The 12,667-nt window shown below is 47.5% G+C and carries 12 protein-coding genes; 5 read left to right on the top strand and 7 right to left on the bottom strand.

Annotated elements, in window-relative coordinates; translation table 11 throughout:
- Positions 1-90: 90 nt before the first annotated feature.
- The 3 genes from NGM44_RS08335 to NGM44_RS08325 all read right to left on the bottom strand — a co-directional run bounded on the left by NGM44_RS08335 (position 91) and on the right by NGM44_RS08325 (position 2,697).
- A complete protein-coding gene (locus tag NGM44_RS08335) occupies positions 91-795 on the bottom strand; it encodes a fumarylacetoacetate hydrolase family protein (protein WP_253223212.1) in 705 nt (234 codons plus the stop codon).
- A gap of 147 nt (positions 796-942) precedes the next feature.
- A complete protein-coding gene (maiA, locus tag NGM44_RS08330; protein ID WP_253223211.1) occupies positions 943-1,596 on the bottom strand; it encodes a maleylacetoacetate isomerase in 654 nt (217 codons plus the stop codon).
- 51 nt (positions 1,597-1,647) lie between these two features.
- The gene (locus tag NGM44_RS08325) at positions 1,648-2,697 is read right to left on the bottom strand and encodes a cupin domain-containing protein (RefSeq protein ID WP_253223210.1); all 1,050 of its coding nucleotides are present in this window, start codon (positions 2,695-2,697) and stop codon (positions 1,648-1,650) included.
- Positions 2,698-2,845: 148 nt separating this feature from the next.
- On the opposite strand from NGM44_RS08325, the gene NGM44_RS08320 reads away from it, so the two are divergent.
- A complete protein-coding gene (locus NGM44_RS08320; RefSeq protein WP_253223209.1) occupies positions 2,846-3,739 on the top strand; it encodes a LysR family transcriptional regulator in 894 nt (297 codons plus the stop codon).
- Positions 3,740-3,970: 231 nt separating this feature from the next.
- On the opposite strand, the gene NGM44_RS08315 is transcribed toward NGM44_RS08320, so the two are convergent.
- Positions 3,971-4,726, bottom strand: coding sequence for a TSUP family transporter (locus NGM44_RS08315; RefSeq protein ID WP_253224663.1), 756 nt, complete (start codon positions 4,724-4,726; stop codon positions 3,971-3,973).
- A gap of 218 nt (positions 4,727-4,944) precedes the next feature.
- Here NGM44_RS08315 and nhaA point away from each other — a divergent pair, with 218 nt between their 5' ends.
- Complete coding sequence (gene nhaA, locus NGM44_RS08310; RefSeq protein WP_253223208.1) at positions 4,945-6,156, top strand: Na+/H+ antiporter NhaA; 1,212 nt, start codon at positions 4,945-4,947, stop codon at positions 6,154-6,156.
- Between the two features lie 245 nt (positions 6,157-6,401).
- Here nhaA and NGM44_RS08305 read toward each other — a convergent pair whose 3' ends face one another.
- The 3 genes from NGM44_RS08305 to NGM44_RS08295 all read right to left on the bottom strand — a co-directional run bounded on the left by NGM44_RS08305 (position 6,402) and on the right by NGM44_RS08295 (position 10,044).
- Positions 6,402-7,448 (bottom strand): nitronate monooxygenase family protein, encoded by a 1,047-nt coding sequence (locus NGM44_RS08305; RefSeq protein ID WP_253223207.1) that lies wholly within the window; start codon positions 7,446-7,448, stop codon positions 6,402-6,404.
- Between the two features lie 362 nt (positions 7,449-7,810).
- Complete coding sequence (locus tag NGM44_RS08300; protein ID WP_253223206.1) at positions 7,811-8,965, bottom strand: dihydroorotase; 1,155 nt, start codon at positions 8,963-8,965, stop codon at positions 7,811-7,813.
- A gap of 62 nt (positions 8,966-9,027) precedes the next feature.
- Entirely contained in the window at positions 9,028-10,044 is a 1,017-nt protein-coding gene (locus tag NGM44_RS08295; protein WP_253223205.1) for an aspartate carbamoyltransferase catalytic subunit, read from the bottom strand.
- A gap of 304 nt (positions 10,045-10,348) precedes the next feature.
- Between NGM44_RS08295 and NGM44_RS08290 the strand changes: the two genes are divergently transcribed.
- Genes NGM44_RS08290 through NGM44_RS08280 form a run of 3 tightly spaced genes read left to right on the top strand, consistent with a single transcriptional unit; the run spans position 10,349 to position 12,660 of the window.
- Positions 10,349-11,347, top strand: coding sequence for a class 1 fructose-bisphosphatase (locus NGM44_RS08290; RefSeq protein WP_253223204.1), 999 nt, complete (start codon positions 10,349-10,351; stop codon positions 11,345-11,347).
- 27 nt (positions 11,348-11,374) lie between these two features.
- Positions 11,375-11,890 (top strand): hypothetical protein, encoded by a 516-nt coding sequence (locus NGM44_RS08285; RefSeq protein WP_253223203.1) that lies wholly within the window; start codon positions 11,375-11,377, stop codon positions 11,888-11,890.
- Complete coding sequence (locus NGM44_RS08280; RefSeq protein WP_253223202.1) at positions 11,887-12,660, top strand: RNA methyltransferase; 774 nt, start codon at positions 11,887-11,889, stop codon at positions 12,658-12,660. The genes NGM44_RS08285 and NGM44_RS08280 overlap by 4 nt, the downstream gene beginning before the upstream one ends.
- The last annotated feature ends 7 nt before the right edge of the window (positions 12,661-12,667 follow it).

The following is a 12,667-nucleotide window of genomic DNA, read 5'->3' as shown; positions in this document are numbered from 1 at the left end:
CGAGCTTGTCGAACCATAACGGTTTTCCTACCCTTTGACAAGCTCAGAGCGAACGGAAAATCTAGTTTCGCAGGAAAGCTAATGATAAAATTACTTCACATTAACCGTGATGCCCGTCAATCCTGCGATGTCTGCTTGCATCACATCGCCTTTGACCACAGCACCAACCCCTTCAGGCGTACCTGTGAAGATCAAATCACCTGCTTGTAGTTCAAACAGTTCTGATAATTTGCTGATGGTCTCAGCGACATTCCAAATCAGAAAATCGATGCCGCTTTTTTGCTTGGTTTCGCCATTGACGGTTAGGTGAATCTCACCTTTATTGATTTCGCCAGTTTCACTGATTGGGTGAATCATGCCGATTGGCGCTGAATAATCAAATGCTTTACCAATTTCCCAAGGACGACCCATTTCGCGCATTTTCATCTGCAGGTCGCGACGCGTCATGTCAAGACCGACTGCATAGCCAAAGATGTGCTGAACGGCATCTTCGACAGAAATATTTTTACCACCTTTACCAATCGCGACAACCAATTCAATCTCATAGTGATAATTATTGGTCTGATCAGGATAAGGCAAATCAATCGCCACACCTGCTGACACAGGCACGATAGATTCAGGATCGTTTGGCTTGCAGAAGAAAAATGGTGGTTCACGATCAGGATCAAAGCCCATCTCGCGAGCGTGCGCGGCATAGTTACGACCGACGCAGTACACGCGGCGCACTGGGAATTGGTCATCCGTGCCATTGATGGCTAGACCGACGGTTTTGACAGGTTCAAATACATATGACATTGGTTTTCTCCTTGATTGTAGATTTTTAAGCATTAAAGTTATATGGTCGTTAAAATCAAAATAAGACTAGCCGGCGAGTCGCAGATAGTACAAGTAGTACAGCAAGACGAGCTAACGCAGTTTTATTTTGAATTTTTAGACTATGGTTTAAATTTTTGGCGTATCGATTTGGTTATCAGGATGCGCTTTTTTAAAGGCATCTAAACTATTGCAATGCGCATCGATGGCGACAATATTCGGATAAGCGGATAAATCCACCCCGAAACGGCGCGCTGAATACACCTGCGGAATCAGATAGGCATCGGCAAGTGTCGGCGTATCACCAAAGCAAAATCCCTTGTGGCGCGCGGTATCTTTGGCAAGTAAAGTCTCAAGCGCACTAAAGCCTGCATGAATCCACTCAGCTGTCCATGCCGCCGTGACATCATCATCTTGACCAAGCTCTGATTTTAGATATTCTAAAATTCTCTTATTATTGATCGGATGAATATCACAGCCGATAATCGCCGCCAATGCACGCACACGAGCGCGCGCGATTGGATCTTTTGGCAGTAGTGACGACTGCGGATAGACTTCTTCGAGCCACTCGATGATGGCGACGCTTTGGGTCAGCACTTCGCCACTTTCTAGCACCAATGCAGGGACTAAACCTTGCGGATTAATCGCTTTATAGGCATCGCTTTTGTTTTCATATTTACCAAGGCTGATCGGCAGATATTCATACTCAAGCCCCTTAAGATTGAGCGCGATGCGCGTGCGGTGCGATGTGCCGCTGCGAAAAAAGTTATACAGTTTTAACATATTATTATGCCTTATTATTGTCGGTTAAAACAGTGGTGAATGGATGAATTTTTATTTGCCATCCGCACGATCACGCTCGCTGTACAGCCCTAGTTTCTTTTGAAATGGCGCTTCATCAGCGACGAACACAAAGCTTGGCTGATCGCTTAGGTTGGTCAGGCTCGTATGTGCAAAGGCAGGCGACACTGCGGTATCTGAGCGTGTCAATGACATTGCCTTATCATCTACCATCAGCGATACTTGACCGTCGATCATGTGAAAAACTTGTGCAGCTGAGCGAAGTTTGAGATGTACGGTTTCATGTGGGCGTAGCATGATGGCGCTGTAGCCGATGATTTTTTGGCAATCTTCGCCTGTTTCTGGATTGACATACGCCACCTGCACGATGTCGGTATCAGGCTCGGTTGCGGCGATATTTTCTAGCGCGCGCTTGGCATCTTCCCAGCGGTAGCGTAGGATTGGGTAGGCGGCTTGACTGCGCTCAAAGTGCTTGACAGGGACAATACCGCCTTGATACACAGGCTCATTAGCGACTTTGCGCGTGACTTGGTCATCGCCTTCTTCGACATAAGTTGCTTCAGCATAGTACACCAGTGGCAAATCTAGGATATCTAGCCACACCACAGGCTCATCGCCTTCGTGTCCGTGCTCATGCCACATACCCGATGGTGTCAAGATCAGATCGCCATGCTCCATTGGGCATTTTTCACCTGCGACCGTCGTGTAGCCGCCCTGACCTTCGACGATCAGGCGCACAGCATTTGGCGTGTGGCGATGGTTTGGTGCGATCTCACCTGGTAGGATCAGCTGCATACCCAAATAAATCACAGGGCTTGCGCGCATGGTGGTGATGTCAAGACCTGGATTGGATAGCACAAGTACGCGGCGTTCGGCTTTTTCAATCGGTGTCAGCTCGCCTGCTTGCATGAGTAGTGGGCGGATGTCCTGATACGGCCAGACGGTGGCGACGGATTTTGGGCGTGGGGTGATAGGCGGCATGACATCGCGTAGGCTTGGCCACAGCGGTACTAAATTATTTTGTTCCAATTCATCACGATATGCTTGTGGTAAATCTTCCAGACGACCTAATTGTAAATCCATGTTTTACTCCTTGGTTTGGCACTTTTTTGTGGTCTGGCAAATTATACCAAACTCGCCGAATGCCATCCATGCACCACGCACAATAAATATTATTAATAACTTTAATACTCATGCTACAATACGCACACACCCACCCTTTGAGAGTGCCATGGCTCACACCTTAGATATCCGCCTGCTACAGCTGTTTCATGCCATTTATACCCATGAGAATATCTCCCACGCCGCAGCCAGTCTTGACATCGGACAGCCTGCTGCGAGTATCGGACTGAGCAAGCTGCGTAAGCATTTTGACAATCAGCTGTTCGTGCGCGTCGGTCATCAGATGCTGCCAACTGAGTTCGCCAAAGAGCTTGCACCCCTGATCACACAGACGCTCGAGCAAGTCAGACTCATCAATGACTACCGCCGCGCCTTTGACCCTGCCATCTCGACGCGCACTTTCACGCTTGGGCTGACTGATATTAGCCATCTGCAGCTTGTGCCGAAGCTTGCCGCCTATCTGCACACGCACGCGCCGCACATCTGCCTAAATGTCGTGCCGATCGATGCGGCGACACCGACACTGATGAGTAGCGGGCAGATTGATTTGGCGATTGGTTTTATTCCGCAGTTAGAAGCAGGATTTTATCAGCAGACGCTGTTTCATCAGCACTATGTGGCATTGGTACGGCATGATCATCCGCGTATCGCTGAGAGCTTGTCTTTACAAGATTATGAACGCGAAAATCACCTAGAGATCGTCCCGAGCGGTACGGGGCATTATATGGCAGAAAATGAAATTCAACGGCTTGGCGTCACGCGCAACATTCGGATGCGTATGCCAGGCTATCTGGGCGTGGATGCAGTGGTGAAAAATACCGATCTGATCGCAACCGTCCCTGAAAAACTTGGGTTCTTACTTGATGATGCAGGCTGTCGGATTTATCCGCTGCCGTTTGAGTTATCAGGCTTTGATGTCAAGCAGCACTGGCACGCGCGTATGCACAAAAATTCGGACAATCGATGGCTGCGGCAAGTGTGTTTTGAGCTGTTTCATCAGTGATGGATGAATTGAAAAATTAGGTGGGATAATTAGATTTTTTAATAAAAAATTATTATGCAAATCAAGAATTATAGGGCGCAGAACAGTAAGGTGTGTTATACGCGCCGTTAAGAAAATCGATATATCAATTTTTCCAAGATTTTATTAAATTTTATTTTAAAAATCAAATGCTTATAGTACATTGGTGCGTGGGCGCACCCAATAATTACCCCAAATAATCTTAACAATCACTCACCAAAACACATAGCGCACCACCATCGCAAAGCACATCAGCACAATCACAGGGCGGATAAATTTCGCACCGCCTTTGACCACCATCTGCGAACCACAAAACGCCCCAATGATTTGCCCTGCCATCATCACAAAGCCCACTTTCCACAGCACCTGACCGCCCAAGATAAAGAAAATCAAGCTTGCGATGTTGGTTGAGAAATTCAAAAGCTTTGCCACACCTGTTGCGCGGATCAAATCCATGCCACGCAGCGCAACATTAGACAGCGCAAAAAATGTCCCTGTCCCCGGTCCAAGATAACCATCATAAAAGCCAATCACCGGCACAATGGTCTTTTGCCAAGTGGATTGGCTCAGTTTGGGCGCGCTTTCGATCTCGCCAAGACTTGGGGCAAACAGCGTATAAAGCCCCACGCCTGCAACCAAAAACGGAATGATGACCTTGAGCATCTCAGGTGGCGACAGCTGCACCAACACCGTGGCAATCGCTGAACCAATAAACGCCGCCAAAATCGCCCATTTGATCTCATAAGGGCGCACCACACCTTTTTTGATCATGGTGAGACTTGCCGAGAACGAACCTGCTGAAGCTTGCAGCTTATTGGTAGCAAGGGTGGCAATGGGTGGCACACCCGACAGCAAAAGAGCAGGAATGGTCAAAAGCCCGCCGCCACCTGCCATCGCATCGACAAAGCCTGCCAACATCGCCACGCCAAACAGCATCACCAAAATCTCAAATCCCAATTGAATATCCATCACAGATTTACTTCCCAAATGCTGTAAAATGTAAAAAATACTTTATTATACGCTGATTTTTTGATACATTGGCGTTAATTAATAACTTTTTATGCAAATTTGACAAGATTCGCTGAACGAATTGTAATTCTAAAACAATCAACGCTTTGGTATCTTATCATAAATCCATCACGCCAAAGCCAAACCAACCTTGACGAGACACGAAGTAGGAAGTAGCAATGTTCGCCCAAATTAAAAAATTCTTACAATTAGAAGCGGCTGGCGGTATCGTGCTTGCCTTGGCTGCCATCCTTGCGATGATCGTCGCCAACTCGCCTTTGCACGATTTATATCATGCTTTTATCCATGCGCCTGTGGTGGTGCAGATCGGCGCGTTTGAGATCGCCAAAGATGCGCACCACTGGATCAATGATGGCTTGATGGCGATTTTCTTTTTCTTGGTTGGGCTTGAGCTTAAGCGCGAAGCACTGATCGGTGAGCTTGCTGATGTCAAGCAAATTTTGATGCCTGCCTTGGCGGCTGTCGGTGGTATGATCGCCCCTGCGCTGATTTATGCCGCATTCAACTACCAAAATCCTGAGCAGTTGGCAGGCTGGGCGATCCCTGCGGCGACTGATATTGCTTTTGCCTTGGGTGTGATTAGCCTTTTGGGCAATCGCGTGCCAAATGCCTTGAAGGTATTTTTAGTGTCGATTGCAATTTTTGATGACTTGGGTGCGATCATCATCATTGCGCTATTTTATACGGCTGATTTATCCCTATTTTCATTGGGTGTGGCGGCGGTCTGCTTGCCAATTTTGTATCTGTTGAACAAAATGGGTGTGGTGCGTCTGACACCTTATCTGCTCATCGGTCTTATCATGTGGGCAGCGATGCTCAAATCAGGGGTACACGCAACTTTGGCAGGCGTGCTATTGGCATTTTTTATTCCACTGCGCAACAAACACGACCCTGAACATTCACCGCTTGAAGAGCTGGAACATGATTTGCACGGGACAGTGGCGTTTGGGATTTTGCCATTATTCGCCTTTGCCAATGCCGGTATCAGTCTGGCAGGCACAAGCATCGATACGCTGCTACATCCTGTGCCACTGGGCATCGCGGCAGGTCTGTTCATCGGTAAGCAAGTCGGCGTGATGGCGGCGGTGCTACTTTGCCTAAAGCTTGGCTTGGCAAGCCTACCAACAGGCACAAATATGAAGCAAATCTACGGCGTGTCCTTGCTGTGCGGTATCGGCTTTACGATGAGCTTGTTCATCTCAGGGCTTGCCTTTGGCGGTATTCCTGAAGGCTTCGATCCGCGACTTGGCATTATTCTAGGCTCGATCATCTCAGGTATCGCAGGTTATCTGCTGCTACGCAAAGCCATCCCCAATGCCGATCATCCTGTGTTTGCCACCGATGAAGGCAAGGGCTATATTCATGATTGAATAGAATGAGCAATATAAAATCCACTGTGTGAACGGTGGATTTTTTGTGGTTGAAAATTATAAAATATCTACCAATAAACCCCAGCCCAGCCCTCCTCTTAATTAAGGGGAGGGAGCGTCCTTTTGCAAACATCAGCCTGCAAGATACCACTCCTCCCCTTTTAAAAAAAAAGGGGGGGAGGCTGGGAGGGGGTTTATGAAAAATGGAATGAATACGATAAAACACCCTCCAATACCCAACCACCCTACATAACCAACCGCCCCACTAATGCCGCCATCGTCTCATCACGGCACGCGCCGACATTCGCCCCTGCCCATAGGCTCATCAGCTCACTATTGGCAGTCTTAGTGCCGTGCGCGCGCAAGGATTTGGTCATGGCGTTCAGCGTCGGATACACTGGCAGCTGGTCATGTCGCTCAAGTCCATCTAGATGCGCGAACTGCTGCATATATTCTGTCACCAAGCCACGCGCCAATTTGCCCGAATACAGCCGCGTCAGCTGAGTCTCACCGCCTGCCAGCAGTCGCTGTTTCCAAATTGGCGAAATACAAGACTCAACCGTGCTCAAAAACGCCGTGCCGACCACCACCGCTGCTGCGCCTGCCGATAAATATCGCACCACCTGCGCGCGATCAGCGATACCACCTGCGACGATGATTGGTGTGTCAATATTTTCTTGTGTTAAGCACTGCTTAGTCTGACTAAATAACTCTGCCAATACCAATGGCATATCGCTCTCACACAGCCAGCCGCCGCGATGACCGCCTGCTTCTGCACCCTGTATGATCACTGCGTCCGCGCCCAGTGCTGACCACGCCAGCACTTCATCAGGGTGATTCGCCGTACCGATAACAAGCGTGCCGACCGCCTTAAGCGCCGCCATCTGCCCTGTGCTGATAATCCCAAAAGTAAAGCTCGCTATCGACACAGGATTATCAAGCAAGACTTGAAACTGCTCACCAAAGCTGTGCGCAGGCTTATCATCAAGGCTAGGCACGACATCTAGTGATTGATACAGCTCGCTTAACCATGTTGGCATCGCTTGGCTATACTGACTGGTCGCATCGTCAGATAGCACCATCAAATTGACACAAAATGGCGCATCTGTCCGCGCCTTGATATCACTGATGGCTTGATGGATTTGGGCAGGCGACATCATGCCTGCACCAAGCGCTCCCAATGCTCCTGCTTGCTGTGCCGCTATCACAGTATCGACATTCGTCGCCCCTGCCATCGGTGCTTGTAGAATCGGTGTGGTAGCCAAGATGTGTGCCAATGATGGTGTGGTCATCGGAATTTCCTTATCTGTTGATTAAAGCCAAATATACCAAAAGTGCTTGGAGTAATGCAATGTTTTTATGAGTACTTTATCGGTACTTAAAAGCGATGCATAATTTGGTATTAATGATAAATTTATAGCAAATTATTTTAATTTATAGTTAATCAAATTAAAAATACATCATATCGGTTTCGTTCATGGTGAGCAAAGTCAAACCATAACGGAAAACCGCCTACCCTTCGACAAGCTCAGGGCGAACGGTTTTGGTGGTTTTTGAAGTGAAATCACTATAAATTAAAAAAAACCGCCACCTTTATCATCAAGGCAAGCGGTTTTTGGCATTGAACTTTTCAATCAATAATTGAAAAGTTTGGTTATTCAAAAGTCGTTGCCACCACACGCCCTGTCAATGTCTGACCACTAAATGGCGTGTTTTTGCCTTTTGAATACATGGTATCACTACCGACCTGCCAAGACAGCTCAGGATCGATGACGATAGCACCGCCGATGGTCTGATAATCATCAATGCCAGCGATTTTGGCTGGATTGGTGCAGATTTTGGCAACCAGTTCATCAGCGGTCAAGATGCCATCTTTGACCAGCTTGACACCCAGTGCCACAAAAGTATCAAAATTGCTAATACCAGGGGTTGCTTCGCCAAACGGTGCTTGCTTGGCTGATGATGACAATGGTTCATGATGACTACAAATCGCATCAATCGTGCCATCTTTTAGCCCTGCAATCAGTGCTTTTTGGTCAGTATTACTGCGAAGTGGTGGCAGTACATAAGCACTGGCATCATAGCCCTCGATATCATCATCAGTCAGATGCAGCTGATGCATGGCGACATCACAAGTAATCGGTAAGCCACGAGATTTCGCCCAACGAATCAACTCGACCGATGTGCGGCAAGTGATTTGGCTAAAATGTGCACTGATGCCAGTCTCTTCGACCATCAATAGCTGCTTGGACAGTGCCACCGTCTCAGCAAGCCAAGGAATACCCTGCAAACCATGGAATGATGCGATATAGCCCTCATGTGCCACACCGCCCTTGGATAGGCTTGGCTCATCAGGATAAAAGAATACTTTTAGCCCAAAAGTCGCCGCATACTCTAGCGTGCGTAGCATGACAGTATCATTGGCAAAGCCTTTACTGGCGTTAGTCACTGCGATGGCACCGCCTTGTTTTAGGCCAGCAAGATTGGCAGGTTGTTCGCCTTTGAGCCCATCGGTCAGCGCACCCAGGATATGCAGATACACACCGCCATCTTGCATGGCTTTTTCGCGAAGCCCTTTTAGCAGCGAGCCATTTTGTAAAATTGGGTCAGTATCAGGCGGCAATACGATGTGTAAAATGCCGTTTTTGCGCGCAGCCGTGCCTTCAGATTTTAAAGTGCCGTGCGCTTGATGTCCTGGTTCACGCAGACGCGCGCACAGATCGACGATCGGTGGAAACACCCAATGATCATCATCGAATTTATTTGCAAAAGTGACGGTTTGCCAGTCGCTTGGTAGATAATTTTTCATGATTTGCCTTATTAAAAATCTGTACAATCCGTTAAAATATTCTAATTACTTACAAACTTTATTTATAAGCCCTTATAAGCATCTTGACCTGCGACCGACAGCGCCATCACCGCCATGCGCACCGCAATGCCGTTATTGACCTGCTTTAGAATCACTGACTGCGGGCCATCCGCCACGGTCGATGCGATCTCGACACCGCGGTTCATCGGACCTGGGTGCATGACCAGTGCATTTGGGCGCGCCTTTGTCACGCGCTCATCGGTGATGCCATATGCCTTAAAATACTCACTCGATGATGCCAACAACGGCGAGCCAATGCGTTCATTTTGGATGCGCAGACCGATCAGCACATCACAATCCACCACGCCTTCATCGATATTTTCAAAGACGCTCACGCCATAACGCTCAATCCCTTTGGGTAATAAAGTGCGTGGTGCAATGACACGAATGTCCTTGACGCCGAGTGTCTTTAATGCAGAGATATCAGAGCGTGCCACACGGCTGTGTTTGATATCGCCGATGATGGCGACAGACAGCTCATCAAATGGCTTGGTTGCTTCACGATGGATGGTCAGCATATCAAGCATTGCTTGGGTTGGGTGAGCGTGCCAGCCGTCGCCTGCATTGATGATGGCGATATTTGGCGTGACTTGTGTCGCCATAAAATGTGCCGCCCCTGATGCGTTGTGGCGGACGACAAACATATCGGCACTCATCGCCTCAAGATTCCACAATGTATCTCGCAGGCTCTCACCCTTGGTGGTGCTTGAACGCGCGATGTCGATATTTAGCACATTTGCCCCCAAGCGTTTTTGGGCAGCTTCAAAAGTCATGCGTGTGCGAGTGCTCGGCTCAAAAAACAGATTCATCACCGTGCGTCCTGCCAGCTCTTCGGTGTTGGTCAATTTACCATCTTGGTCAAAATAGCTCATTGCCTTGGTGATGATATTTTCAAGCTGAGCTTTGTTTAGCCCTTCCACGCCCAAAAAGTGACGAATCGCCCCATCATCATTCAGCTGTGGGCGGACTAGCGATGCATTGAGTCGTGCATCGACATCGGTCAAGATATTTTGCGACATAGAGATATCCTTGCAAGTAGTTTAAAAAGCATTACCCAATCACCACACAAAAACCTATGATTTCTAGGGCAAATTTGCTACACTATTAGCCAGATTGTTTGGCAAGTACGCACTGTGCCGACAATTAATTTATTTTATAAAATAATGTGTACAATGGCTTTGGAATCGTGATTTGGTTTGATGCTTTATAGTTTAGCCGATTTACCGCCAACTACAAAGCAAAAAATGAGATTTTTTATCAAGAAAATCGCCAATCTGACAGCGCCATCGCCATAACAACCGCCATGACAACAAAGGATGAACCATGACAACTTTACACGACTATCTGCAAACACATAGCACACCTGAGATTGCAAGCACTTTGACCACGCTTGCCACCGCCAGTATCTCAATCAGCCATCTACTGGACAAAGGTGCATTGGCTGGCATTCATGGCGAAGCGGGTAACGAAAATGTCCAAGGCGAAGCCCAAAAGAAACTCGATGTCATCTCAAATGATCTACTGCTAGGTGCCCTGACTCGTAATCCACACTGTGCAGGCGTGGCATCCGAAGAGCTTGACGACATCAGCCCTGCCAACGAAGACGGCTCATTGCTCGTGTTGTTTGATCCACTCGATGGCTCAAGCAATATCGACATCAACATGACTGTTGGGACGATTTTCTCGATTTTGCCGTATCATAATGTCGGTAAAACAGCCACTGCCGAAGATTTTTTGCAAAAAGGTGAAAACCAAGTTGCCGCTGGTTACTTTATTTATGGTACATCGACCATGCTGGCACTGACTTTGGGTGATGGTGTGGCGATGTTTAGCTTTGACCCAAATACCCAAGCTTATATCCTTATCAATGAACGCGTACAAATCGCCAAATCCACTGCTGAATACGCCATCAACGCATCAAATCATCGCTACTGGCTACCGCCAATCCAAGAATACATCGATGGTCTGGTCGCCGGTGATACAGGCGTACGAAACAAAGACTACAATATGCGCTGGGTGGCAGCGATGATTGCTGATGTACACCGTATCTTGATTCGTGGCGGTGTATTTATGTATCCATTTGATACCAAGATTGCCGGCAAAGCAGGCAAACTACGCCTGATGTACGAAGCCAATCCGATGAGCTTTGTGATTGAGCAAGCAGGCGGTGCATCAACCGATGCTGTGGCTCGCATCATGGAGATTGAGCCGACACACATCCATCAGCGTATCCCTGTGGTACTGGGTGCCATCGAAGAAGTGGCATTTGTCAAAGAATTGCACGCCAAAGCAGGTATTTTGGCAAATGGTGAGCCAGCCTAAGCCATGCACCAGATGTCATGTTTCATTATGAATAATAATCAATATCACATTGTATTTACACTATGCTACTTACAGCTTGATTTATTATCCAATAATGACATTATAAAATTTAACGATTGGCTGATGAGCTTGGGATTTTATGACGACTTGATGTTAAACATCGTATTTGATGATTTGAATTATCATGAAAGCAAAGAAACCCTATTACTCATCTGCCAAAAGTTAGATTTCCCATCATTACAAATCTGTGATTTATCACTGATTTTCACCATGTGCTACATCAAATCATGGCTGCAATTACCAATTACTTGGAATAAATTAAACATACCTTGTTTTTATGACAATTTTCAAGAAGACATAAAAGCAGACATCATTGAACTTGGCTATCAAATGGAACTTTTTGATACAATAGAAGTGGACGATAATCATAAAAAGGAAATTATTGCCAAATTCTTTGAAATATGTCAAGATTGGCTACATAAATACCAAAACACCCTATCCCAAATTCTCATGCCATTTTCCCAAATCAGCAAAACATCATGAATTTTATCACTTCAAAAGACAATCCCACCATCAAACACGCCCATGCACTACTTACCAATCACCGTACTCGCAAAAAAAGTATGCAGACCGTGCTTGAAGGCGTGCATTTACTGACCGCTTATTTGGATAAAGGCTTGGCAGTGGACAAGCTAATCATCAGCGAAACCGCCATCCATCACCCAGAGATTGCACCCATCATCGCACAGATGGATGAGCGAGCCATCATCACCATCACCGATAAGCTCTACAAAGACATCCGCACATTAGGTGATGGCGTCGATGTGATGGCAATCATCGATGTGCCTACACAGGCGCTCAGCACCATCACGGATGACTGCCTAATCCTAAATGGCGTACAGGACGCAGGCAATGCTGGCACGCTACTTCGCAGTGCATCATCGGTCGGTATCAGCACCATCATCAGCACGGCAGGGTCGGCAAGCCTTTGGTCACCCAAGTGCCTACGCGCTGGCATGGGGGCGCAGTTTTCGCTGACCATCATCGAGCAGGTGAGTACTGATGCACTACTATCATCTGTCAAAACGCCGCTGTACGCCACCAGCAGTCATGTGGATAAGGTGATTTATGATCATGATTTGACTGGCAAGGTCGCTTGGGTGCTCGGACACGAAGGTCAAGGCGTCGAAGTTGCTATCCTAAACCAAGCCACCGCCATCGCTCTGCCGCAGCCTGGTGGTCAAGAGAGTCTCAATGTCGGCGTGGCAGGCAGTATCTGCTTTTATGAGATGCTCCGCCAAAGACAGTATTAGACCTAGA

The organism is Moraxella sp. FZFQ2102 (assembly GCF_024137865.1).
Taxonomy (GTDB): Bacteria; Pseudomonadota; Gammaproteobacteria; order Pseudomonadales; family Moraxellaceae; genus Moraxella.
This window is presented reverse-complemented; position numbering and strand designations above follow the sequence as displayed.

Bases quoted from the DNA above. Each gene is read 5' to 3' on its own strand.
- NGM44_RS08335 (WP_253223212.1), bottom strand. From the start codon at position 795: ATGTCATATGTATTTGAACCTGTCAAAACCGTCGGTCTAGCCATCAAT.
- maiA (WP_253223211.1), bottom strand. From the start codon at position 1,596: ATGTTAAAACTGTATAACTTTTTTCGCAGCGGCACATCGCACCGCACG.
- NGM44_RS08325 (WP_253223210.1), bottom strand. From the start codon at position 2,697: ATGGATTTACAATTAGGTCGTCTGGAAGATTTACCACAAGCATATCGT.
- NGM44_RS08320 (WP_253223209.1), top strand. From the start codon at position 2,846: ATGGCTCACACCTTAGATATCCGCCTGCTACAGCTGTTTCATGCCATT.
- NGM44_RS08315 (WP_253224663.1), bottom strand. From the start codon at position 4,726: ATGGATATTCAATTGGGATTTGAGATTTTGGTGATGCTGTTTGGCGTG.
- nhaA (WP_253223208.1), top strand. From the start codon at position 4,945: ATGTTCGCCCAAATTAAAAAATTCTTACAATTAGAAGCGGCTGGCGGT.
- NGM44_RS08305 (WP_253223207.1), bottom strand. From the start codon at position 7,448: ATGACCACACCATCATTGGCACACATCTTGGCTACCACACCGATTCTA.
- NGM44_RS08300 (WP_253223206.1), bottom strand. From the start codon at position 8,965: ATGAAAAATTATCTACCAAGCGACTGGCAAACCGTCACTTTTGCAAAT.
- NGM44_RS08295 (WP_253223205.1), bottom strand. From the start codon at position 10,044: ATGTCGCAAAATATCTTGACCGATGTCGATGCACGACTCAATGCATCG.
- NGM44_RS08290 (WP_253223204.1), top strand. From the start codon at position 10,349: ATGACAACTTTACACGACTATCTGCAAACACATAGCACACCTGAGATT.
- NGM44_RS08285 (WP_253223203.1), top strand. From the start codon at position 11,375: ATGAATAATAATCAATATCACATTGTATTTACACTATGCTACTTACAG.
- NGM44_RS08280 (WP_253223202.1), top strand. From the start codon at position 11,887: ATGAATTTTATCACTTCAAAAGACAATCCCACCATCAAACACGCCCAT.